This window comes from Spirosoma migulaei, from assembly GCF_054776855.1.
Genome location: NZ_BAAHBG010000011.1, coordinates 160,844 through 185,654 on the forward strand (window position 1 = coordinate 160,844; position 24,811 = coordinate 185,654).

Annotated in this window: 21 protein-coding genes; 12 read left to right on the top strand and 9 right to left on the bottom strand. The window is 47.8% G+C overall.

Annotation, left to right across the window (positions count from 1 at the left end; translation table 11 throughout):
* Positions 1-48: 48 nt before the first annotated feature.
* Positions 49-1,188 carry a molybdopterin-synthase adenylyltransferase MoeB gene (gene moeB / locus ACYVGO_RS14520; RefSeq protein WP_142775034.1) on the bottom strand — a complete coding sequence of 380 codons (1,140 nt, stop codon included), beginning with the start codon at positions 1,186-1,188 and terminating at the stop codon, positions 49-51.
* Positions 1,189-1,353: 165 nt separating this feature from the next.
* Between moeB and ACYVGO_RS14525 the strand changes: the two genes are divergently transcribed.
* Both ACYVGO_RS14525 and ACYVGO_RS14530 read left to right on the top strand, forming a co-directional pair.
* The gene (locus ACYVGO_RS14525; protein ID WP_460969882.1) at positions 1,354-2,121 is read left to right on the top strand and encodes a 3-keto-disaccharide hydrolase; all 768 of its coding nucleotides are present in this window, start codon (positions 1,354-1,356) and stop codon (positions 2,119-2,121) included.
* 93 nt (positions 2,122-2,214) lie between these two features.
* Positions 2,215-3,096 carry a hydroxypyruvate isomerase family protein gene (locus tag ACYVGO_RS14530; RefSeq protein ID WP_460969883.1) on the top strand — a complete coding sequence of 294 codons (882 nt, stop codon included), beginning with the start codon at positions 2,215-2,217 and terminating at the stop codon, positions 3,094-3,096.
* A 94-nt stretch (positions 3,097-3,190) separates the two neighbouring features.
* On the opposite strand, the gene ACYVGO_RS14535 is transcribed toward ACYVGO_RS14530, so the two are convergent.
* From ACYVGO_RS14535 to ACYVGO_RS14550, 4 genes are all read right to left on the bottom strand, one after another.
* Complete coding sequence (locus ACYVGO_RS14535) at positions 3,191-4,060, bottom strand: glycosyltransferase family protein (RefSeq protein ID WP_460969884.1); 870 nt, start codon at positions 4,058-4,060, stop codon at positions 3,191-3,193.
* A 52-nt stretch (positions 4,061-4,112) separates the two neighbouring features.
* Positions 4,113-5,750, bottom strand: a complete 1,638-nt coding sequence (locus ACYVGO_RS14540) for a CotH kinase family protein (protein WP_460969885.1) — start codon at positions 5,748-5,750, stop codon at positions 4,113-4,115.
* A gap of 118 nt (positions 5,751-5,868) precedes the next feature.
* Entirely contained in the window at positions 5,869-9,300 is a 3,432-nt protein-coding gene (locus ACYVGO_RS14545) for a ThuA domain-containing protein (protein WP_460969886.1), read from the bottom strand.
* A gap of 124 nt (positions 9,301-9,424) precedes the next feature.
* A complete protein-coding gene (locus tag ACYVGO_RS14550; RefSeq protein ID WP_460969887.1) occupies positions 9,425-10,195 on the bottom strand; it encodes an META domain-containing protein in 771 nt (256 codons plus the stop codon).
* Between the two features lie 214 nt (positions 10,196-10,409).
* Between ACYVGO_RS14550 and ACYVGO_RS14555 the strand changes: the two genes are divergently transcribed.
* The gene (locus ACYVGO_RS14555) at positions 10,410-11,324 is read left to right on the top strand and encodes an LEA type 2 family protein (protein WP_460969888.1); all 915 of its coding nucleotides are present in this window, start codon (positions 10,410-10,412) and stop codon (positions 11,322-11,324) included.
* An 8-nt stretch (positions 11,325-11,332) separates the two neighbouring features.
* Here ACYVGO_RS14555 and ACYVGO_RS14560 read toward each other — a convergent pair whose 3' ends face one another.
* The 4 genes from ACYVGO_RS14560 to ACYVGO_RS14575 form a co-directional block, all read right to left on the bottom strand.
* Positions 11,333-12,904: a DUF1501 domain-containing protein gene (locus ACYVGO_RS14560; protein ID WP_460969889.1), complete on the bottom strand. Its 1,572-nt coding sequence runs from the start codon at positions 12,902-12,904 to the stop codon at positions 11,333-11,335.
* Between the two features lie 87 nt (positions 12,905-12,991).
* Entirely contained in the window at positions 12,992-14,542 is a 1,551-nt protein-coding gene (locus tag ACYVGO_RS14565) for a DUF1800 domain-containing protein (protein WP_460969890.1), read from the bottom strand.
* Between the two features lie 197 nt (positions 14,543-14,739).
* Positions 14,740-15,990 (bottom strand): MFS transporter, encoded by a 1,251-nt coding sequence (locus ACYVGO_RS14570; RefSeq protein ID WP_142775024.1) that lies wholly within the window; start codon positions 15,988-15,990, stop codon positions 14,740-14,742.
* Positions 15,987-16,262, bottom strand: coding sequence for a hypothetical protein (locus tag ACYVGO_RS14575; RefSeq protein WP_142775023.1), 276 nt, complete (start codon positions 16,260-16,262; stop codon positions 15,987-15,989). Before ACYVGO_RS14575 ends, ACYVGO_RS14570 begins: the two co-directional genes overlap by 4 nt.
* 62 nt (positions 16,263-16,324) lie before the next feature.
* On the opposite strand from ACYVGO_RS14575, the gene ACYVGO_RS14580 reads away from it, so the two are divergent.
* The 9 genes from ACYVGO_RS14580 to ACYVGO_RS14620 all read left to right on the top strand — a co-directional run bounded on the left by ACYVGO_RS14580 (position 16,325) and on the right by ACYVGO_RS14620 (position 24,782).
* Positions 16,325-17,458, top strand: a complete 1,134-nt coding sequence (locus ACYVGO_RS14580; protein WP_460970086.1) for a Gfo/Idh/MocA family protein — start codon at positions 16,325-16,327, stop codon at positions 17,456-17,458.
* Between the two features lie 142 nt (positions 17,459-17,600).
* The gene (locus ACYVGO_RS14585) at positions 17,601-18,746 is read left to right on the top strand and encodes a Gfo/Idh/MocA family protein (RefSeq protein ID WP_142775022.1); all 1,146 of its coding nucleotides are present in this window, start codon (positions 17,601-17,603) and stop codon (positions 18,744-18,746) included.
* A gap of 122 nt (positions 18,747-18,868) precedes the next feature.
* Positions 18,869-19,921 (top strand): sugar phosphate isomerase/epimerase family protein, encoded by a 1,053-nt coding sequence (locus ACYVGO_RS14590; RefSeq protein WP_460969891.1) that lies wholly within the window; start codon positions 18,869-18,871, stop codon positions 19,919-19,921.
* Between the two features lie 100 nt (positions 19,922-20,021).
* A complete protein-coding gene (locus ACYVGO_RS14595) occupies positions 20,022-20,576 on the top strand; it encodes a hypothetical protein (RefSeq protein WP_460969892.1) in 555 nt (184 codons plus the stop codon).
* A gap of 33 nt (positions 20,577-20,609) precedes the next feature.
* Complete coding sequence (locus tag ACYVGO_RS14600; protein ID WP_460969893.1) at positions 20,610-20,813, top strand: hypothetical protein; 204 nt, start codon at positions 20,610-20,612, stop codon at positions 20,811-20,813.
* A gap of 64 nt (positions 20,814-20,877) precedes the next feature.
* The gene (locus ACYVGO_RS14605; protein WP_460969894.1) at positions 20,878-21,867 is read left to right on the top strand and encodes a phosphotransferase enzyme family protein; all 990 of its coding nucleotides are present in this window, start codon (positions 20,878-20,880) and stop codon (positions 21,865-21,867) included.
* A 114-nt stretch (positions 21,868-21,981) separates the two neighbouring features.
* Positions 21,982-22,536, top strand: coding sequence for a pyridoxamine 5'-phosphate oxidase family protein (locus ACYVGO_RS14610; RefSeq protein WP_460969895.1), 555 nt, complete (start codon positions 21,982-21,984; stop codon positions 22,534-22,536).
* Entirely contained in the window at positions 22,533-23,102 is a 570-nt protein-coding gene (locus ACYVGO_RS14615) for a YdeI/OmpD-associated family protein (protein WP_142775017.1), read from the top strand. The genes ACYVGO_RS14610 and ACYVGO_RS14615 overlap by 4 nt, the downstream gene beginning before the upstream one ends.
* Positions 23,103-23,291: 189 nt before the next feature.
* Positions 23,292-24,782 (top strand): T9SS type B sorting domain-containing protein, encoded by a 1,491-nt coding sequence (locus tag ACYVGO_RS14620; protein WP_460969896.1) that lies wholly within the window; start codon positions 23,292-23,294, stop codon positions 24,780-24,782.
* The last annotated feature ends 29 nt before the right edge of the window (positions 24,783-24,811 follow it).

Below are 24,811 nucleotides of genomic sequence, written 5' to 3' on the forward strand. Positions count from 1 at the left end.
TTTCGTTGATATGGATGTAACAGGAACCAAAAGGCTTTGCGTTATAAGCTAATAGATGGCCATTTCAGGTTCAATGTCGCGTGCCCAGGCGTTAATACCACCGTCGAGGTTATACAGATTGGTCAGTCCGCCCTGTGCATACAGATACTGCGCCACATTGGCTGAGCGGATACCATGATGGCAATAAATAACCACAGGCCGATCGGTTGGAATGCGCTTCCGGTTGTTCGGAATCATACCGACAGGAATCAACACCGCACCCTCAAGGTGGCATAGGTCATATTCTGGCCGTTCGCGAACATCCAGCAGGAAAATATCGTTACCCAGCGCCATTCGTTCTGCTAATTCCTGAACCGACATTTTCTGTGGGCCTGATTCGCTGAGTGTAGGACGCAATCCTGCTGCCGCTAAACCTTGTTTAGCAAGTTCGAGGGCATCAGCCCGACGTTTGTTTTTGATTTTCTGCTGGACCATCGTTAATAGATCAACCATCAGCAGGTGTTCATTTAGCGACTGGCCAATGCCTGTAATGAGCTTGATGACTTCATTGGCCTGATAGGTACCAATAACGCCAGGTAGTACGCCTAATACGCCGGTATCGTTACAATTCGGAATTTCAATTTCATTCGGATATTCAGGGAACAGGCACCGATAGGTTGGGCCGCGTCGGCCGTCGCCGAGATCGGCGTTCAGCACTGCTACCTGACCTTCAAAACGATGAATGGCACCGTACACAAACGGTTTTCCCAACGTGACACATATGTCATTCACTAAATAGCGTACCTTAAAATTGTCGGTGCAGTCAACGACAATATCGTAAGCTTCGATGATGGCGCGGGCGTTGCTAATATCCAGCGACATGGTGTAGGTATCGAAGGTGATATCGGAGTTGAGCCGGTTTAAGTGATTAACAGCGATTTTTGCCTTGGGTTTGCCAATCTCATCGGTTGTATAAAGTACCTGACGTTGCAGATTGCTTAGATCAACAACATCGGGGTCAATAACGCCAATGGTACCAACGCCAGCGGCTGTCAGATAAAGCAATACCGGGCACCCCAGCCCACCCGCGCCCACAACCAGTACACGGGCGTTTTTGAGCCTTAATTGGCCTACAGAGCCAATTTCGGGGAGATTCAGGTGCTTCTGATAGCGTTGCTTTTCGGAAGGTACCAGCGTTGTTGCTTCCATAAACTTAGTTGATTGAGTTGGGTGAGGTTATAGCGCTATAAACAAACAGATTTTTCATCACTAAAATTGCGTTAAACTAAGATCAAACGTAAATATTTAGTAAACGCTCGATATGTACTTTTTTTTAGTACTATTGCCCCGGCAAAATCCAAACGTTTCTCAACTATGAACAATGCGCATGTTACGGTCAGCAAACCCCTGACTGTTGGTCTTTTGGCACTGGCTATGACCTGTACTTACAATTTTACGCTGGCATCTGACAATCCCGGTAACACTCCTGCTACACGATTGCATGAGCTTATGCCGAAAAAAGGGAAATGGGAGACCTTGTTCGATGGCAAAACATTAACGGGTTGGCATACCTATTTAAAAGCGGGACAACCCATTCCAGAAAAATGGACCGTTAATGATGGTGCCATCCACCTGACAGCCGGTGGGGCAGGTGATCTGGTAACGGATAAAGAGTACGGTGATTTTGAGCTGGAACTGGAGTGGAAAATTGCGGAAGGTGGCAATAGCGGTATTATCTATCACGTCCACGAAGATCCTAAATACAAGGCGACTTATCAGACGGGCCCCGAAATGCAGGTTCTTGACAATGAGCAGCATCCCGATGCAAAGCAAGGTCGGGATAATAACCGGACAGCTGGCGCGCTATATGATTTACAAAAGCCGGTTAACCTGGGAGCCGCCAAACCCGCTGGTGAATGGAACAAAGCCCGTTTGGTTATCAAAGACGGTAAAGCGGAGCAATACCTGAATGGCAAGAAGACTGCCGAGTATCCAACCAGCGGACCCGAATGGGATAAAATGGTATCCGAGAGTAAATTTAAGGGGTGGGAAGGCTTTGGTAAATATTCGACTGGGCACATCGCCCTGCAAGATCACGGCAACAAAGTCTGGTATCGTAATATTCGGATTCGTGAGTTATAATTTTGAGTGATAGACTGAGTGAATGATCGAATACGATTGTCGGTTCATTGGTCTATCATTCACTCATTCCATCGTTCTGTTAGTCAAAATTGTATGAAATCATCCTCCCGCCGAACGGCCCTTAAAACGTTAACAGGCAGTGCATTGGCCCTACCTGCTCTGACTAATTCCTTTGCCAGCTCTATGACTCAATCTGAACAAGCTGCCTCACTATTAAAAGGACGCATCAATCACGCGGTTTGCCGGTGGTGTTACAGTAAAATTTCGCTGGATGACCTATGCAAAGCTGCTAAGGACATGGGTATCACAGGCATTGACTTGACCGGTCCAGCCGAGTGGCCTACCCTGAAAAAATATGGCCTGACCTGTTCGATGGCCCAGGGTGCCGGGAAAGGTATTCCTGATGGGTTTAACGACCCGAAGTTTCACGAAGAACTGGTTGCCAGTTACGAGGCTATCTTTCCGAAAATGAAAGAAGCAGGCCTGACGCAAGTTATCTGTTTTTCGGGTAACCGCCGGGGCATGAGCAACGAGCAGGGCATGGAAAATTGTGCGGTTGGCCTAAAACGCCTGATGCCTAGTGCCGAAAAGTACGGTATCACGATGATTATGGAACTGCTCAACAGCAAAGTAGATCATAAAGATTACATGTGCGATCACTCCGCCTGGGGTGTAGAGCTTTGCAAAAAAGTAGGCTCTGATAACTTCAAACTGCTGTATGATATCTATCACATGCAGATCATGGAGGGCGACATTATCCGTACGATCCGTGCCGATAATAAATACTTTGGACACTACCATACAGGCGGCAATCCGGGGCGGAATGAAATCGACGAAACCCAGGAACTCTATTACCCAGCCATTATGAAAGCCATTGTCGACACGGGTTTCAAAGGCTTTGTCGCCCAGGAGTTCATTCCCAAACGTGATCCACTAACAAGCCTGAAAGAAGCGGTGGTTTTGTGTGATGTTTAAAAAAAGGGAGTAGGGGGAGGAAGGAGGAGAGGGAGTAAAGGGATTAATACTGCATTTCCTTTACTCCCTCTCCTCTTTCCTCCCTTTACTCCTTTTATAGTTTGTAATTCCTGTATTCTCCAATCCGCCAGCCGATTAGCTTTTCGATGAATGTTAGAAACCGGACTCTTGGCGAGTAGCGTTTCTGGCTGGTATCGAAGGTGAATGGCCAGTTGAGCCGATCAACGCGGGCTTGCATAACGGCAGGGTGCGTACCCGTGAAGTGGGCCAGTGAGTCGATGTGGCTGTACTCAAATGTGTCGACACCGGCATTGGCCTGGGCAATGGTTTCGCTGCTGTTCCAGAAATGATTGGCGTTCCGAAGCCGTTTTTTCTGCGTTTCGGGAGGCTTTACCCAGCCGTAATGGTAAATGTAGGCATCTATCAATTTGACCTTCAACTTCCGATTATCCTTTTTCCGAAATCCCTGCGCATCTTTGTAAGAAACCACATTCCCTGTATTGCGAATCACCCGAATTTCTCGCCGATACCACCGCCGGGAGTCGCCGATGTAGCTGTATGAACCGTAAAAATGCAGGTACTTGAACAGTAAACCGTCAACGTTTTTGTCGGTTAAATACTGCTGCATGGCTTCCTTCACAACCGGAATATATTGCTCATGCAATACTTCATCTCCCTGAATATAAAACGCCCAGTCGGCGTCTGGTGAAATTGCCGCCAGAGCTTTGTCGGTTTCTAGGGCTAAGACTCGTCCACCCGCTTTGGCGTTATCATCCCAGGTCGAACGTATAATTCGAATTTTTTCAGACGGAATGGCCTTAATTAACCCCAGCGTGTCGTCGTCCGAATCGCCAACGGCAATCACAAACTCATCGCAGAGTGGCAATACCGATGTAATAGCCTCTACAATGGGGTAATCGAACTGAATGGCATTTCGGATAAAGCTGAATCCGGCTACTTTCATGGAAACGGGTCGAGTTGACTACGAGCCGGTAAAGATAAGGTAGATTTCGTCCTTAAAATCGTATGATCTTGCGGCTAACGGGTTTCCCATCCGCATCCAATTGGAGGTAATATACGCCCGACGCGCTAGGTAACGAACGGGCTGGTAGTAGTTCCTGATGGTCGCCTGCTGATTGGTTTGGCCAGGCGAGTGCATGCACTGCTCGTCCGGTGGCATCAGTTATGGTTAGGCGAACATTGGCTCGCTGCTGTAATTGATATTGTACCATGATGTCACCTCCCGATGACGGATTTGGGCTAATAGTGAGTTTAAACGGATCGGTTGGTTCGGTGGCCAGGATTTCGGAGCCGAAGGGTATAATGGCGGTGTCCATCCACTCCAGACGATTTTTAACCCACGTTTTCAAATAGTCGACCTCCTGCTGGTAGGTTTGCCCTACGTAGCCATTTGGCCAGACGTACACACCGATAACCGGCCAGCGCTGGAAATTTCGGGTGCGGGCTTCGGTGAGCACGTTTGCTACTGAATCGACGTAAGCTTGAATTCGCTCCGTTTTCAGAACTGTCTTGCGAAGCGCCTGGTATTTGATACGCACATTATTGGCAAATCGACGGTCGGTGAGGAGACGATCCCACCAGAAGGGTATCTGATACCCATCGTCCGAGCAGACGCGGTTGAAATTATAGGCCCAGTCCTGATACGAATTGCCGTTGCAATAGTTCGCATTGCCGTAGGTTAGGTTATAATCCCAGATGGGACCCATTACTAACTTGCCTCCCTTTGAATCCTTGTCTTTGTAGAAAAACGAGCTAAGTCGGTAGCCATCCACATTTTTACAAACTTCAGTCAGCAACAAGTAGTCTACAAAAGAATCGTCGTTAATGTATTTTCGATAACCAGCCGTGGAATCCTGGTACTGAGGCCCGGCAAGTGTATTCTCAAAATCTGTTACGAATTTTTTAGCATACTGGAATTGCTCCTCGGCGAGGTCTTCTATCTTGGGTCGGTCAATCTGAATCGGAATTGTTTTTCCACTGCTTTTGTAGGGCGAATTCCAGGTACGTGAAGCAGAGCCTTCTGTTTTATCGATTTTGAAAATATAGCCACCCGTCAATGCATCGCCCGATACATCGGTTTTCTTGATATTGGAAACGTCAACGCGGTTTTTGTCACGCTTTATTTTCTCGAACAGAATGTAAATGCCGTTGTAGCTACCGTTCAGGATTACCTCACAGTAGCGATAACGAGGAGTGTAGTACTTAGTGAGTTGCCGATTCAGATCGTAGGTGAGCGTTTCCCGAATCAGCGTTTTGTCGTTATAGGTGGCATTGAGAACCCAATCTGATTCGGAGGGCATGCCCAGGATGGACGCGTTTATTGAGTTCAGCCCCGATGTATCACGCAATTCAATCCCGTATGGCTTTTTAGGAAACAACTGTTGCGACGTAGCTCCCCGCGTTTCAATACCAATCTTACTGATGAATGCCGGTTTGTCGGTCACGTTATTGCGTTTACCAAGGCCATTATCAATAATCTGAAGACTGGCTACAATCTTTGGTTCGTCCAGAATAGTTTGCCCGTTCGTATTAATGATCAAAATAGGCAGGTTGGATGAGGTGAGCGTTTGCGCAGATGCGGGACGGTTGAGTAAACTAACGCTGAGAAGTAAAACCAGACAGTAAAATCGCATAAGAGTGGAGTCGCTTTTGTGTATAAAAATACGGCTATTTTCTTGGACTTTCGACAATAAAAAGACCCCAGCCGAAATCGGCTGGGGTCTTTCTACTCCTCTTTTAATCCTACACAATTTACATACCCTGCGTGCTGAACTGTACTTTATCGACCGCAAACAGTGCTTTTGGGCCGGCACTTGGGTTTACAAATACGAGGTATAGTTTATGTACTCCCTGAACCGGCTGCCGGAAGGGAAGTTTAACCTGGCCCGCTGTTCCTTGTTTTACATCGGCTTCGCCTAGTAACGTGCCCGTAGGGGAGTCAAGTCTTGCTTCGAGTTTACCGCCAGCAACCTGATCATTTGAGGCAAATACGGAAGGTGTAAGCGCCTGAATACCAGTTAAGTCAATGTCGTTAAATTCCAGAAAACTACCCGATTTGGTACCGATAGCCGCTGGGCCCAGCGTTGGAATATCGTACTGGAAAATATCCTGCTTACCATCTGCTGAAATCGCTTTTACCATTGGCGACCGCAATGCCAACGACGTTGAGCCTGTGAGGGGCCCGATAATACCGTTACCCCGATCGGTATAGCTGGCCGTCAGGATGTAGGAACCGTCTTTTTTCTGCTGTGCGGGTACGTAATCGCCTGCAATAGGTTGACGATTTGCCTTTTTCTCATCGGCCAGGGAGAGGATGTAGCGAACCATATCTGTGGCTTCGCTTTCTTTCAACTGTGGGTGAGCGCTCATGGCTTGTTCGCCCCAAACACCGCCACCACCAGAAATAATCTTCCGCGCCAGTTTTCCTTCAACCTGAGCACCTTTGTATTTCCTGGCCACTTCGATGTAAGCGGGTCCAATCGACTTCTGGTCAATGGCATGGCAGGCTTTGCAATCGCTTAACTCCATTAACCGCTTGCCTGTAGACGTGCCCAGATTAGCCTGGTGCCCCTGTGCCAGCATCGTTTTATCGAAGCCTTCCAGGTAGTCAATTGTCATCGTAACATCGTCGGCATTGATTCCTTTTTGAAGGGTTCCGTCTTCTTTATCAACCACTTTTACTGCATACTTCACCGGTTTGTCAGCGAAATAGAAGGTCTTGTTTCCGGCAACGGCGACTTCTACTTTAGGTTCGTCATTACCGACTTTAATCTCCATGGATTTCGTCGCTACGTTTCCGGCAGCATCGGTCACTTTCAGGGTAGCCGGATAGGTTCCGGGTTTGCTAAACGTAACCGTTGGGTTAGCCGTCATTTGCTTTGGCGCACCATTTCCAAATGACCACTCATATTTCAGGGCATCGCCGTCATAATCCATGGATCCTTTCGAATCGAACTTCACCACTAACGGAGCAGCACCAACTGTTTTGTTCGAGCTAGCCACCGCAACCGGCTTACGGTTACCGGCGTTGTAGGTAATGCGCGACAGGCGGGCGTCGGCATTGGCGCCGAACCATTTCTGGCCGTATTCAATCGTATAGAGTGAGCCATCATTGGCAAACTGCATATCGATGATGTGTGAAAACTTTGTGCTGGGCATGAAGTTCTCCATCTTCACGAAATCGCCGTTCTCTTTCATCGTAACCGGATGAATCCAGTCGCGAATCCAGTCGTAAGCAAAGAATTTGCCATCGAAATGACGGGGAAATTTTACCGCAGTTTCCGGATAATCGTCGTAGTAATACACGGGGCCACCCATTGCATTACGACCGCCTTTGCCAACAATTTCGCCAAACTCCGGTGAGTCTGCGTAAGGGTAATAGATGAACGCTTTTTGCGCTGGTGGCAGCTCCGTCAGGCCGGTATTGTGGGGCGAATTGTTGATCGGTTTCATCGGATCGAACAGAGGGCCCGTTGTGCTATCGGCAAAGGTGCGCTGATTATAAGGACGGTTATCAGCCACAAACAACGGCCAGCCAAAATAGCCTGCCTTGCGGGCCTGGTTCATTTCGTCGTGACCACGTGGGCCGTATTTAGTGCTGTTGTTACCGGCATCCGGGCCAACTTCGCCCCAGTACAGGAACCCCGTGCGCTGATCCACCGAAATACGATACGGATTGCGGTTACCCATTACGTAAATCTCGGGCCGGGTTTTTGGCGTTCCTTTGGGGAAAAGGTTTCCTTCGGGAATGGTGTATGTGCCATCAGCTTCGGGATGAATCCGCATAATTTTACCTCGCAAATCATTCGTGTTACTTGAGGTCAACCGGGCATCCCAACCACCGCGACCTGCCCGCTCGTCGATAGGCGCATAGCCATCGGAGTTAAATGGGTTGGTATCGTCACCTGCCGAGAGGTACAAATTGCCTTTCCGATCCCAGGCAATCGAACCGCCTGTATGGCAGCAACCGTCACGCTTTACAGGAATGGTGAGCAGTACTTTTTCGGTATTGAGCAGAACAGTATCCTTCACATCATCATACACAAAGCGCGATAAGTGTTGGGCTGTATCGGCAACGGTTTTTCCGGTTGATGGGGAGTAATAGACGTAGATCCACTTATTCTGCTTGAAGTTTGGGTCGATGTTGAGTCCCATCAGGCCGTATTCAAACTTGCTGAAAACCGGGAAATTAGCGACTACTTTCTTCGATTTCTTCTTGGGGTCATACACCGTCAGCTCACCTTTGCGCTGCGTATACAGTACTTTGCCATTGTCTAATACAACCAATTCCGTTGGTTCATCCATCCCCTGAATCAACACCTGTTGCTCAAAGCGGTTTTCCTCAGGAAAGGGTTGTGTTTTAGCCTGTCCGAATTTCAGACTGGTTGCCATTACGGATTTGATACCGCCCAGAATATGCTGCAAAAAGAGTGGGTCGCTGTATGACTCATCCGTATGGCCACCACCGGTGTAAAACGCCTTCCCACCATCAAAATCGTGATGCCAGATAAAGGGGTGATTGTCGCCGTTTTTGCCTCCTTCGTAGGTTTTCTCATCCAGTTTACCCAAGACTTTCAGGTCAGGCTGGATACTCTTGTAGCTATACCACTCATCCCAGCGCTTCCATACGTCCGGCAGCATTTTAGTTGATGGGTGACTTTTGTCGATGATGTCAATTTCGGCGTTTTGCTGCTTCGGGTGATTTAAGAAATAAGCACCTACCAACTGGTTGTACCAGGGCCAGTCATATTCGGTGTCTGCGGCTGCGTGAATACCGACAAAGCCACCGCCTGCCTGAATATATCGTTCAAAAGCGGCCTGCTGGACATCGTCAAGAATATTGCCCGTAGTGCTCAGGAAGATGACGGCACTGTAGCGTTTGAGGTTTGCCTCATTAATTTTTGTTGCATCTTCGGTAGTATCAACACCGAAACCGTTTTCCTGGCCGAGTTTCATAATGGCCATCTTTCCAACAGGAATAGAGGCATGCCGAAACCCTTTCGTTCTCGAAAAGACCAATACCCGGTTCAGGGCCATAGGGTTGTCTGCCGAAGCCATAGCCGGTTTACTGACCGTTCGTTTGGCCGTCGTTTGCGCCCAGACCGTATTCATCGGTGTAGACACGGCAGTTGCCAGCACGCCCATCAGCAACAATGCCTGGGAGTGAAGCCGTAAGTTTTTCATAGGTTTTGGATTTTTGCCGCTTAACTTATTTGATGATTCAATAGACTTTTATTGGGAAACAAAAGTAACGAAAAAGCGAACGCTACACTGTAGCCGTTCGCTTAAAATAAAGGTTAAATTGACACTAATCTACTTTCCTGAATACCATGATAGATTTACCTCCGCGCAGTAAGGTTAGCTTACCCTCATTTACCTGATACGCAAGCGGTTCTGTAAATTCCTGTAGAAACTTACTTTCAAACTGACCCACTTCGCCCATACAAGCCATTTTGGTTGTAACCAGTGGGCCGAACAATATTTTTTGGGTATCGGCTTTAATGGTTCCGCTCAGCCGGTTGCAGCCTGTTGTACCCGTAACGCGACCTTCGGAAAGGGATATTTCCAGGCGGGGCAGTTCGTTGCGAGGACCACCAGCGGCAATTGGATTTCCCTGAAAACTCGCTAGTACCCATATGTCGTTAAGTAAAGCAAGTTGCTGTAAGGAAGCCCCACAGCCCGTATAGCTCTTGCCTTTGAAATTGACTTCAACCCGGTAATCAAACCGCTGCCCCGATAGTTTATCGACGCAACTTTCTGGCCGAAACAAGGCACTGATTTTTTCTGACCCGCCTACAGAATTGTATCGGAAAGTCCCGTCGGAGTCTGTCTGACGATCGGGAACGGCGGTTATCAGGCTATCTCCAGCCAACGGTTTAAAACGCAAAACGCCTTTAGAGGAATTGATAGTGAGTGACCAGGAGGGATCATTGCCCTGGGCAATGAGTTCATCGCCTGCTTTCAGGTATTGGCTGAAGTCGGAGGGTTGATTGACAGGGGTCAACATTGCTGCCAACTGCGTAGAAGGACGGCGACAGGCTACTGTCAGGAATAATAGGCCAACCAGGAGCGTTCGCATGGCTATTTATATCAGAGTTCTTTTCAATAAGACACCCGTTGCCTGAAAAAGTTTAGTTTCATAAAAGCATACTTTGTCGTGAATACGATCAGAAAAGCTGTTTGGTCACAGACTTTCGACTTGTTGATGGAATAAGTCCTGATTCTCAGTATAAAACGGTTTTATGAACAGTCTGATTCTACCATAAGTTACATTGTCTTATAGACAGAACGTTATGAAAAAAGGATGGATTATTGCACTGGCTCTGTTGTTACTAGGGGCACTGGGAGCGTATATATGGTATAGTCGTTTAAAGCATGAGGCTGCTGCCGAAGGTGGTGCGTACGATAATACGCTGAAACCCAGGTTAGAGATGACCCGCTTTGCGATTACAGATATTAGTGAGGATACCGTCCGAATGAATCTGTATATGCTGATTGATAATCCTTTGCCAGTTGGCTTTAAGTCGCCCAATATGGATTATACATTCTATATCGCTAATACGCCAGTGATGGTTGATGCCTATAAAAAGCCTATTGAGGTGAAAGCTGGTGATAGTACGGTCGTGATGTTGCCAGCCAAGCTACTGCTAAAGAAGCTGACAAAAGTCCTTGAAACACTTGACCGAAAGGATATTGATAGTACCAACTATAAAATGCGGACAAAATTTGCCCTGGATATCCCCATTCTGGGACAAAAAACATTAGAGACAACCGTTGACAAGCGAATGCCGACTTTTTATTTACCAAAGGTTAAAATCGATGATATTGACTTCGGGAAATTGGGGTTAAAACGAACTGATATCGCGGCTAAAGTTAGTATTACGAACAAGAACAAATTCCCATTCAATCTTACAGATGCACATTATACCGTCACAATTGCAGGGAAGACCATTGCGGATGGTTATCAGCCGGAGCCGATCCTGATAAAAGCCCAGTCCACTACACCCGTCGTTTTCCCTGTAACAGCCCGACCCGGTAAAACATTGAGTGTGCTCCCCAAAATGCTGTTCGATAAAAAGGACACTCCTTATGAAGTTAAGTTCCGAAGCAAACTCATCGATCCCAAAAATAACCCAATGATTCAGCACAGCAAGTTCGTCTCGACGATAACAGGTACTCTTGATGATTTTAAGAAGCTGAAGAAGTGAACGAACCCTCAACGCGCTATAACCATCCGTTTTGTCAGTAATCCCTGCGCCGTTTCAACCCGTAATACATAATCGCCGGTTGGTAAACTGCCTACATTTAACAACACGGATGTTGGCGTTGGACGCGAGCTATCTATCGATAAAAACCGCCCCTGCATGTTGGCCACCTGCACCGATTTTACCCCCTGTACCAGCCAGTCTGATTCCAGTACGACTTCTGCCGATGCGGGATTTGGAAAGAGCTTTGCTTCGGTTGCGCCGGGATCAATTGCGGTAACCACCGCTGGTGCGCGGAACACGGTAGCAACTGGAAAGTCTTTAAACAAGGTAGCCGTTTCAGTACTGGCGTCGGTACCAAACCAATCGGTTAGGATGGCTGCGTACACTTGCCGGAAATCGGTCTGCATTTTCAGGTTGTTGTTATCCAGATCGCTCAGGTTTGGGTTTTTCCCCACCATTGGCGATTTAATGGCCGTGCCAAAGACAAACATCGGAGCTGAAGTACCGTGGTCGGTTCCGTAGCTGCCGTTTGAAATTGCCCGTCGACCAAACTCCGAGAAGGTCATGCCTACCACTCGGTCGTCTACTTTCAACTGCGTCAGGTCGTTCTGGAAAGCCGACACGGCGTCGGAGAGCGTTTTGAGCAGGTTGGCATGAGTGCCTGTGGTGGTATCAGTAGCAACTACCTGAGCAGCATGGTTGTCGAAACCGCCTAGTGTTACGTAATAAACTTTGGTTTGCAGGCCACCCGAAATAAGCCGGGCAATGATTTTCAATTGATCGCCGAGGGCATTTGCGGTAGGATAGGTTGCCAGATTTTTCCCTTTGCCAGCCGCCGTTTTAATCTGTCCCGCATAACTCACCGAACTGGCCTGCTGCTGCCGAATGTAGTCAATTTGCTGACCGGCATAACCCGTCAGGTTGGTGGTGGGCGCGTTTGGTTTATCCCCCACTAAGCGGGCGAAGGTTTCAGGATCTTGTAGCACAACTGCCATTGAATCCGTTGGCCCAAGCAGAGAGGTTGCCGTTACATAGCCGATTTGAATAGCTGGCGGATCAGGCATTTGGGCCGTAGGGTACTTATCTGGAAAGTCAGGAAAACGTTGGTCAAGGTACCGGCCTGTCCAGCCTGAAGTGGCTGTTTGGTTAGAGTCGACGGCGGTCATCCAGATATCGCTGGCGCGGAAGTGAGAAAAGTCGGGTGTTGGGTAGGATACCCCCTGCACAATACTCAGCTTGCCTTCGTTGAACAGTTGCTGCATACCCGTCATGGCGGGGTGCAGCCCCGTTCCGGCGTAATTTTTTAGCTTAAGGGCTTTCGCTTCCGGTATGGCAATGTTGCCCCGAAAGTTCGGTGCTGTATACACGCTCATTTGATCGAGCGGAATGACCATGTTCAGTCCGTCATTGCCACCCTGCAACTGGATAATTACCAGCACCCGATCGCTTTGGTCGGCCAGGCTAATCAATGATTGAATAAACGACGATGGACGCGCAAAGGCTTTGGCCCCGTACCCATCAATCAGAACCGGTAGCACCAGCGAGGAAGCCGCATAGTGGAGGAAATTACGACGCTTCATGGAGTTTTAAAGAGCGAAAGAGTGAATGAGCGGAAGAGTGAGGAAAAAGATGCGTCAAACGCTCTTTCACTCTTTCGCTCTTTAGTTTTAAACTACCTGGTACTCGGCCATGCGGAAAATGTATTGCAGGAGCGTAGTTAACTTTAGCTGAACCGCCTGTTTCTTGGCAGCATCGTTCGGGTTCTTCACATAGGCGTTCCACTCGCTGGTCCACTCATAGCGTGGAATGGAGCCGAGTAAAACCGTATCGGTCAGGAAATCTTTCTGCACCTGATCCAGTGGAATGGAAAGCAGTTGCGCTGTCATCTCCGTAACCAACTTCGCAGGGTCAGTCGGGTCCGACATTGTTTTTGCGTACGTCAGTCCGTCAACGACCACTCTGCCATTCAATTTCTGAGCACCATTGGTAAGTACATCCCCAAAATTGCCCCGTAATCCCAGCGTAGTGGAATTAATCCATTGCTGGTAATAGCCCGTTTGGTAGTAGGCCGTCCAGCCAAAAACTGTGGGCGGGTTCAGTAAATCCTGCTGTTCTTCTTTAATTCGGGCATTTATGTAGTTTCCAATTTGGTAGTAGGCAGTTATGTTCTGGGTTGGGTCAGGCGACTGTAGTCCCCAAAAACGTAAAGTTCCCACCACTAAATCGGTAGGCGACTTAATGACCGCTCCTCTTAGGGCTTCATCGAAGAAATGCTGGCTTTGGAAAAGGGCCGTCAATACGGGTTTGATTTCGAAGTTAGCTTTGCGAAATAAATCAGCGAGTGGCTGAATGAAATTCGTTTCAACGGCGTCTGGAATATCGGAGTTGATAAACCAGCGATACAGTTTTCGGCAGATGTACCGGGGCGTTTCCACGTTCTTCAGGATCATATCCACCAGATCGGTCAGTTCATCCAGCCCCGCGTTAGCCCCTGAACGGCCTTTAATTACCGTATTCTGATACGTTGACGAGAACGTTTTGTCGGTCGTGTCATGCCGATTCGCTCTAAAAGTATTACCAATAGTGGCGGTAGTCACATCACGATAACCCGTATCGGCCCAACCCGTTAGCACCTTAGCCGCAGCCCGGACATCTGCTTCGGTATACCCACCATTGCGCCCGATGGTAAAGAGTTCCTGTAGCTCACGGGCGTAATTTTCATTGGCTGTACCCACCACATTCTGATTGCCGTTCAGAAACCGAAGCATAGCCGGGTCCTGGGTAATAGCTATCGTAAATGCTTTAAAATTCCCCAGTGCGTATTGCCGAAGCAACGTATTGTACCGATACATATACCGGTAGTCATTCACGGTTGAATCGTTAGTGACGAAATGGTTGGACCAGAACAAGGTCATTTTTTCGATCAGCGATACTGGCTGGTTGAGCATCAGATTGGCCCACCACATTTTTACATACGCTTCAAATGTGCCCTGATTCGTTGTGTCGAATGGCTGATCCGTAAATGTCCTGCTCGTTTTTAGATCGAGTGGAAGGGCAGGAGCAGGCTGATCGGCCAGGAGTTTCGGTACGATCTGAGCCGCAGTTTGCCCAGTAAACGTCTTGATTTGGTCGGAAGTAGGGCCGAACGTAGCCCTTCGGAGCAGGTAAGCTACCTGGTCTGCCGTCAGAGGTTTTGTATACGCATCGAGTAGAGCCACGGCATAAGTAATTTTACGGGTTCAGAGGTTTATTGAAGACTGACAATAAACAGCACAGTAGGGTTTAATCAACATAGCTTAATTAATTGATATTTAATTTGTTTACATACAAAAACGCCCCGTAGCCAGATGACTATGGGGCGTCTTGAAATTAAAAAACTTCTCGAAACGCTTAACGTTTCGAGAGTTGATCGAGCTTACAATTGAGGTTGTTCCAGCACAACGGTTTCATCGACAAGCCCAGATTTGCTATTGCGTAACCAAAACCAAAGGGCTGTGAAGGCAAAAATCAGGATAATCGGAAACGTCATCATGGTAGACAGGGTAGCTTGACCGGCGGCTAACTCCAGGGCTGATCCGCTAAGGCCTTTGGCTGCTGCTGCTGCATGGTCTGAATCGATCCACCGGCCGATGATAGGCTGGAAGATAGACGTTGATAGCATACCTACACCACCAATAATAGACATGCCCAGTGCTCCGCTTAGGGGAACCCGCTGCGCAACAAAGCCAATCATGGTTGGCCAGTTAAAGCATACGCCAAGACCAAATATGACAGCAGCTAAATAAGCGATTGGACCAGTAACCGTACTAAACATATAAATACCGATGGTGGCTAAGACTGCACCGCCAAGTAATACGCCTGTCTGACCAAATTGTGCCACAACCGGCCCGGTGAAAAGCCGCCCAACCGTCATGACACCAAATGTCAACGCTAATACCAGCATGGCATCTGCTCCGCTACTGCTTAACACAACAGCTACCCACTGGTTAGGACCAAATTCGGTGATAGCGGTCAGCGCCATGCAGCAGAACAGGGCAATGTATAAAGGAGTTAGCATAGCCTGGAAGTTTTTCGCTAATGACGTAACGCCTTCCACTTTTGGCTTTGGGAAAGCCTGCCCGAAAAACAGGAATGCATAGACTACGGTAGGAAGCATAAGCACCCAGATCTGAGCCTGCCAGGAGAAACCGCCTTCGGTCATGAATTTGGAGATTAAGCTACCAATAACAATTCCTCCTGGAAACCACATATGGAACCGGCCTAGCATTTTATTCAGCTTGCTGCTGGTATACATATCGGCAATCATTGGGTTACAGGCGGCCTCTGTACAACCATTCCCAAAACCGATGAAGAATGTCGAGAATAACAGGCCTGTGTAGCCACCTGCATAAATAGTCAGTAAAATTCCCAGTGTGTGCGCAACAACGGCAACCTGCATAATGATTTTTGGACCTACTGTATGGTAAACGATACCACCAATGATCATCGAGATAGGAAACCCAAAAAAGAACATGGAATTGATAAAGCCCAACTGCTCGGCAGTCAACCCAAACTCAGTGCCTAGTTGAGGCAGAATACCCGCCCGTATACTGAACGAAAAGGCTGTGGTAATAATGGCAAGACAGCTTGCCAGGAATAGCCGTGAAGGATTAACGGTTTGATTCATTTTCTGAAAGAGAGGGGATTTAGTGAGTTTACTATTTGGATTAAAAAAGCAAAAGGCGGCAAGGGGGATAAACTCCCCGCTGAACCGGCGTTTTTGTGCAAAATTTCCGAAAAATAAGAGAAAACAACTAATTTCCAGCCGTAAAATAAGTGAGTAGGTTCGGCAACGAGCCGCCTTGATGAAATAACCTTCGGATAAAGCAGGGGCAAGCCTTTCCAGGAGTGGCCTGATTTTGTTAAACCGATGATACTACCTATTACTAAAACGTTCATAATCAATTGTAAATTATCCGTTACGGAACTCAACTTAAACACCGATGCACAGAAAATTGCGAATGGGTATGGTTGGCGGAGGCCTTGATGCCTTCATTGGAGCCGTTCACCGTCGGGCCGCTGGTTTCGATGGCGAAATCGAATTAGTGTGTGGCTGCTTTAGCTCATCGCCCGATAAATCGAAGGCTGCCGGTCACGCCCTCTACTTACCCGAAAACCGAGTTTATACCTCGTTTGAGGAAATGATCTTAGCCGAAAAGGCCTTACCGGAAGGCGAGCGTATGGATTTTTTGTCCATCGTAACCCCCAACCACATGCACTTTCCTCCCGCAAAAATGGCGCTTGAAAATGGCTTTCACGTCATGTGCGACAAGCCGATGACGCTGACCCTGGAAGAGGCTAAAGAACTGGCTGGAATTGTGGAGAAATCGGGCCTGGTGTTTGGACTGACCCACAACTACACCGGTTACCCAATGGTGAAAGAAGCCCGCGATATGATTCGTAACGGGAAGCTGGGTAAAATCCGGAAAGTTGTTGTTGAATATCCGCAGGGATGGTTATCGAAGAAAGAAGAAGATACCGATTACAAACAGGCGATCTGGCGTACGGATCCAGCTAAATCAGGAGCCGCTGGCTGTATGGGTGATATTGGTACGCACGCCGAAAACCTGGCCGAGTATGTAACGGGCTTGCAAATCTCTGAGCTCTGTGCTGATCTTACGGCCTTCGTGCCGGGTCGTCAGCTTGACGATGATGGCAATGTGCTATTACATTTTGAAGGTGGTGCCAAAGGAGTTTTGCATGCCAGCCAGATTGCCAATGGCGAAGAAAACGCCCTGAAGATCTACGTTTATGGTGAGTTAGGTGGTCTGGAATGGCATCAGATGGAACCCAACACGCTGAAATACAAGACTCAGGAAGGCCAGCGCATCATCCGCCCCAACGTAGGCACCTTGTCGGCGTCAGCATCCGCTCACTGGCGTATGCCTGCTGGTCACCCCGAAGGGTTCTTCGAAGCCTTCGCCAACCTGTACCGCAACTTTGCCTACGCTGTAAAAGCGCATATGGAAGGCCGTGATCCTGATCCTATTTACGATTTCCCCAAAGCTGCCGATGGTGTTCGTGGGCTCGCGTTCATTGATACCGTCATCGCGTCGAACAAGAGCGACGAGAAGTGGACGAAGTTTGTGGCCTAAGATTTAAACGCAAAGGGCGCAAAGGTACACGCAAAGAACGCTAAGAACTTTTGCTTTTACCGTTGCGCTCTCTGCGTATACCTTTGCGCCCTTTGCCGGTCCGCTGGTGTGGTTTAAAATTTATACTACAAAACCCAAACCAATGCAAAAAATTAATGTTGGTGTCGTTGGCACCGGATTCATCGGCCCTGCGCACATCGAAGCGTTGCGTCGCCTGCCGAATACAAATGTCCTCGCCCTTTGCGAAGTAACAACCGAACTGGCTCGTCAGAAAGCCGATCAACTGGGTATCGAACGCGCCTGCACGTTTGATGAACTGTTGAAGATGGACGACATCAAAGTGGTACATATCTGTACGCCTAACTTCCTGCACTATGCGCAATCAAAAGCGGCTCTGGAAGCCGGTAAGCACGTTGTCTGCGAAAAGCCACTGGCAAAAGATCTGCACGAAGCCGAAGAACTGGTGAAGCTGGCCAAGGAAACCGGATTGGTCAACGCCGTCCATTTTAATCTACGCTATTATCCATTGGTTCGTCAGATGAAAGTGATGCGGGAGCAGGATGATCTGGGCGAAGTCTATTCAATTATTGGCTCGTATTTGCAGGATTGGCTCTTCTACGATACCGACTATAACTGGCGGCTAGAACCCGACAAATCGGGCGATTCGCGTGCCATTGCCGACATCGGTTCGCACTTAATGGACAGCCTGGAATACATCACCGGCCTGAAAACAGTAGCCGTTATGGCTGATTTCAACACAGTTCATAAACTCCGCAAGAAACCCCTAAAACCCGTTGAAACGTATTCGGGGAAGATGCTTCAGCCAGAAGATTACGCAGATGTGCCCATCAATACCGAAGATCATGCGAACGTATTACTTCGCTTCGACAATGGTAACCGGGGGGTCATTACGGTATCGCAGGTATCGGCAGGGCGCAAAAACCAGATGAAACTGGAGATTGCCGGGTCGAAGAAAACCTATGCCTGGAATTCAGAAGCACCGAACGAAATGTGGATCGGTAACCGCGATGGGGCGAACCAATCGTTCATGCGCGACCCATCCTTAGCGCACCCAGAAGCGCGTTCAGTGATTTCATTCCCCGGTGGTCATAACGAAGGCTTCCCCGATACATCGAAACAGCTGTTCAAGGAAGTCTACGCAGCCATTGAAGCCGGAAAGCAGCCGGAGAACCCAACTTACCCAACCTTCGCTGATGGCTATCGCGAGCTGTTGATTTGCGAGAAGATTCTGGAATCGAATCGCAAGCAGGCTTGGGTGGAGATTTAATTTTTAAACACAGAGCGCACAGAGATTCCTCACAGAGAAAGGAGGAAACTTTGTGCGCTCTGTGAAAACCTCTGTATGTTTTGTGTTTAAACTTTTGATAGACGCTTAACCAATTAGAACTTATGAAGACAATGAAAGGCCCCGGCATTTTCCTTGCTCAGTTCCTGGGCGATGCCGAACCCTTTAATTCCCTTGAGTCCATCGCGAAATACATGGCCGATCTTGGCTATAAAGGTGTCCAGATTCCTACCTGGGACCCGCGTTTGATCGACCTCAAAAAAGCTTCCGAGAGCATAACGTACTGCGATGAGCTGAAAGGTAAACTCAAAGACATCGGCGTCGAAATTACCGAACTCGCTACCCACTTACAGGGGCAACTGGTAGCCGTTCACCCAGCTTACGGCCCGATGTTCGATGGGTTCGGTCCTGCAGAATTGGCGGGCAAGCCTAAAGACCAACAGGCCTGGGCCGTCGATCAATTGTTGATGACTGCCAAAGCCAGCAAAAACCTTGGTCTGGTCGCCAGTCCAACATTTTCGGGTGCGTTGCTTTGGCCGTTTATTTACCCCTGGCCGCAGCGTCCTGCCGGTCTGGTCGAAACGGGCTTTAAAGAACTCGCCGACCGCTGGTTGCCGATTCTGAACGCTTACGACGAATCGGGTGTCGATCTGGCTTACGAGTTGCACCCCGGCGAAGACTTACACGATGGGATTACGTTCGAGATGTTCCTGGAGAAAGTGGGTAACCACCCACGCGCGGGCATCAATTACGATCCAAGTCACTTTGTACTGCAACAACTGGATTACCTGCAATTCATCGACTTCTACCACGATCGTATCTACGCCTACCACGTGAAAGATGCCGAGTTTAACCCGACGGGTAAGCAGGGCGTGTATGGTGGTTACCAGGGCTGGGTCGAACGGGCCGGTCGGTTCCGGTCATTGGGCGACGGGCAGGTTGACTTCTCGGGTATCTTCTCTAAACTAGCACAATACGACTACGATCGTTGGGCTGTATTGGAGTGGGAGTGTGCTCTGAAACATCCAGAACAAGGCGCTACCGAAGGTGCCCCCTTCATCGACAGCCACATCATCCGCGTCACCGAACGGGCCTTCGACGACTTCGCCGGAACAGGTGCCGATGATGCGTTTAATAAGAAGGTGTTAGGGTTGTAATAGAACTGTATTTGTGATTTTATTCGTGGTGTCGGGTTCTCAAACCCGACACTTTTTTTAGTACCCTAATAAATTAACCTTTCTAAATTTGAATCTAAAAATGGATAAACTTATTGATTTGAAAAAAACTCAAGATAGTTTAATTAAGCACCTTGAAGGGGTAATAATTAGGGTTGAAAATACTAAAGTGCCGCTTTCTTTTAATGCTTATTCAATAACCACTTCAGAAATTAAAGACGAGAGTAGTGTACGGCAATTGGCTGAGAAGTTCCCAAAATCAGGGATACACATTTATTGGATTGCCGTTGATCAACCGGGCCAATTACTAAAGCAATTTAAGGAAATTACAGGCAAAACTACATACAAGTGTGCAAGGGATAACAAAAGTACTGATAGCGAATTTATATACGTAGGAAGCTGCACAAAAACAAAATTAGGGCATAGGTTTAGACAACACTGTGGTTGGGACAATGATCAAACCTATTCTCTACAATTAAAAAAATGGCTTACCGATGACCAATTGATATTCACGTTTACTTATGCCGAAATCGATGATAGCTTTGTAGCCCAGCAACTTGAAGATCAATTGCATAGAGACCTAAAACCTTTATTTGGAAAATCAGGTGGAAATAACAAAATAGCCACTTCGAGGTAGTTAGTAAAGAACACTAAAAACTTAACAAAACTAATGGCAGGTCAAGGTTCGGGTGGCAACGTGCTGGCTGCTCTTTGTAGTTTCTTCATTCCCTGTTTAGGGCAACTCTTACAGGGCCGATTGCTGATGGCTATTTTACAGTTTGTATTGGCTGGGGCGCTTTGGTTTTTCCTGATGGGGTGGATCATTCACCTCTGGTCCATTATTGATGCTGCCCGGTACGATCCGGCTAAATAATACGTACTTACGATATTTTCTTGTTGGGTGCGAAACTCCTCTGCGCCCTTTTAACCATGCATTCATGCAACCCTTCCCTGTTTCTTCGTCAATTTTATCGACAGCCCACCTTGCCCAATTTTTACAAGACAAGTACAAGCTGAGTCAACAGGCTAGCTGTAAGTTGTTAAAAGCGGGTGTCAATCACTCGTATCTGGTTACCGATGGTTCGGCAAAATCTATTTTTCGACTGTATAGCCTGGATTGGCGTACCGAAGTTGAGATCGGCGAGGAAATTCGATTGTTGACTCTATTGCAGGAAAATGAACTGCCTGTTTCCTTTCCAGTTGCCGATGCCAGTGGGAGATACATTCAGGAACTGAATGCGCCTGAAGGTAAGCGGTTTGGTGTGCTCTTCTCATTTGCCGAAGGAGAAAAACTGCTTACGTTTTCGGAGGAATTACATTATAAACTCGGGCAGATTATGGCCCGTTTTCATCAGCTTACCTTGGGTTTAACACTAGAGCGAGAGACGTATACAGCCCAGATTCTTTTAGTTGATCCCATCGAGAAGCTAAAACCATTTCTTCCAGAAGAAACGCCAGAGTTCCAGTTTATGCTATCGGCACAGCAGTATATGCTGGATGAATTTGCGCGTATCGATCAGTCCAAAATTCGCCGAGGTATCGTGCATTTAGATATCTGGTTCGACAACCTGAACATTGCCAGCGATGGGACAATCACGTTGTTCGACTTCGATTTCTGCGGCAACGGCTTGTTATGTCTTGACATCGCCTACTACATTTTGCAAATTCACAGCACCGAAGCCGAGGTGGGGGAGTTTACCAAAAAGAAAGAAAGCTTTCTACAAGGCTACGAGTCAATCACGAAAATCAGTGATGAGGAAATGCGATTATTGCCGATGCTGGCCGAAAGTATTTACTTCTTTTATGTCGGCGTTCAGTGTGAGCGATTCGACAACTGGTCTAATACATTCCTGAATGATCTGTACCTAAAACGGTTTATCAACCTGCGCCTAAAGCGCTGGTTCAATTTTAATAACTTGGGGAAATAGATAATTTATTAAACACAGAGCCACGGAGAACACAGAGAAATATCATTTAAATAACTCTGTGTTCCCCGTGGCGCAACGTCGCACCGCTCTGTGGTTAATCTTAAAATAAAAGCCATGGGGACGTTTCACGATTCCATTAAGCCTGCTCACAAGAAATTCATTGAAGAGCAGCATATTTTTTTCGTCAGTACCGCTCCACTGAGTGCGGAAGGGCATGTTAATTTATCGCCCAAAGGGCTCGACTGTTTCCGGGTTTTATCAGAATCCAAAGTAGCCTATATGGACCTGATCAGCAGTGGCAACGAAACCTCGGCACATACACTTGAAAACGGGCGGATCACGCTCATGTTCTGCTCATTTGACGGGTCTCCGAACATACTCAGGTTGTATGGGAAAGGGTTTACTGTACTCCCTGGTACCGACTTGTGGAACGAGTACGCTCCTCATTTTACCATTTACCCCAGCACACGCCAACTCATTGTGGCCGAGATCGACTTAGTGCAAACGTCCTGCGGATTCGGCGTGCCCCTGTTCAAGTACGTTGGCGAGCGGGCTATTCATTTCGATTGGGCTGAGAAAAAAGGAGAGGCAGGACTTCAGGCCTATATTCAGGAAAAAAATTTAGTGAGCCTCGATGGCTTACCAACCAGCGTAGGCCTTACCCAATGACCCCAACTTTTTTTGCAACACAAGCCGGCTTTCGAGACTGGCTGACTGAAAACCATGATAAGGCAACGGAGCTACTCGTCGGCTTTTATAAAGTTGGATCGGGAAAACCGAGTATGACCTGGTCGCAATCGGTAGACGAAGCGCTCTGCTTTGGCTGGATCGACGGGGTACGCAGATCCGTCGATCCCGATAGCTATTGTATTCGATTCACACCCAGAAAGTCGAAGAGTATCTGGAGTGCCGTAAATATTGCTAAAATAGATGAACTCTCGAAGCAGGGATTGATGCAACCGGCAGGCCTGGCCGCGTTTGCCAAACGGCAAGAGAGTAAGTCGAAAATTTATGCTTACGAGCAACAACAGGTAAGCCTGTCTGACGAATTTGAAGCCGCGTTCAAGGCAAATGAACTGGCCTGGGCGTATTTTCAGAAACAGGCACCTTCGTATCGCAAGGTAGCGATCAACTGGGTGATGAGTGCCAAACAAGCAGAAACCGTCAGTAAGCGCCTGAATGAATTAATCAGTGATAGTGCACAAGGACAGAAGATCAAGTCACAACGCTATTAGCTTAAAACTAGCGGCTATCGCCTGTAGCGAATTGACGACTGTATTAGCGGAGCAACCTTTCCTGATTAGCAATCGTATTGCCTGAAAAGTTCGTATATTCGATACCCCTTTTTCAGTAACCAATTCCTAAACTCATACGTAGTACGCAAGGCTATGCAAAGAGGACTTCTTTGGAGGTTATTCTGGCTCATGACGTGCCTGCCTGGAGTTGGTATAGGGCAGAATCTTGTTCCGAACGGGAGCTTTGAACAATACCGAAACTGCCCTCATCAGGATAATCTGCTCATAGAAGCCACGCCCTGGTATAATCCCAATAGAGCTACCCCCGATTTTTATAACCGATGTTTTGATTTTGGCCAGCTAATTTTGCCTCCGCATTCGGGTCAGGGAGTAGCGCGTTTGTTCTTTGATCAGGGCTGGGAAGAGTATTTGGGGGTGCGTCTGACCAAACCGCTCAATGCTGGCGAATGTTATTACTTCGAGATGTATATCGCGACGGATACCCCCGCTAAGTACATTACTGAGACAATTGGGGCTTCCTTCACGAAGCAGCCCCTGACGGGTACTACAACAGATATGCTGTCTGTCAATCCACAAATTCTTGACAGGACGCCTAAAGCAAGTGTTTCTCAGTTGCAATGGCAGAAAATATCCGGCTTTGTAAATGCGAAAGGCGGGGAGGAATACCTGACCATAGGGAGCTTTTATAAAACACCTCCCTTTCTGGGTTATTATTACCTGTTTGTTGATGATGTAGCGCTAAAGCCTATCAATCTTGAACTGGGTAATGACACAACTCTGTGCAGCCGCAGAAATACACTGATGCTCGATGCCACAACTCCCGGAGCGTCTGATTATAAGTGGAATGATGGTAGCATTAAGCCCACGCTACAAGTGTCCAAGCCAGGAAAATATTCTGTCACAGTAATTACAAGCTGTAAAACGCTTCGGGATTCCATTAAAGTTGATTATGCACTTGATTTTGACCTGGGAGCCGATACAACACTTTGTAATGGGAAGGAAATTTTACTGACGGTTCCGCCTGCTCCCGCAGCTACCTATCGCTGGCAGGATGGATCAGCACAAACGGCCTACACCGTCAGGCAGCAAGGCCAGTACAGTATTACCGTTACGCAGGCGAGTTGCGTAGCTACCGATACGATTCAGGTAAAGTTCATTCGGCCTCCTCAACTGGAGTTAGGGCCTGATAAAGAGCTTTGTGGTGCCGAGACATTTACCATAAAACCCACGGTTGCCGAGGGGAAGTTTGTCTGGCAAGACCACTTTGCCAATACCGACCGTACAGTGAATACATCCGGGGTGTTCTGGGCCAGTGTTCAGAATGATTGTGCCACCGTAACTGATTCGATTGAGATTGATTATGGAGCCTGCGAATGTCTGCTCTATGCACCAGATAGCTTTACACCCAATGGCGATGGAATGAATGATGTTTTTCTGGCGTATGGCTGTGGAGATCTTATTATTACATCGCTCTCTGTTTTTAATCGGTGGGGCGAGGTTATTTTCAAAACGACTACTCCGCCATTTCAGTGGGACGGCTATTATAAGGGACAGCTTAGCGAAATTGGCGTATATGCCTGGAGTATTCAATACGATTTACATCATGGACGGAAAGTTAAAGCCGACCAAAAACAGGGTTCTATAAGCCTGATTCGCTGATCATAGCTGGAAACTATGACTAACCTGTT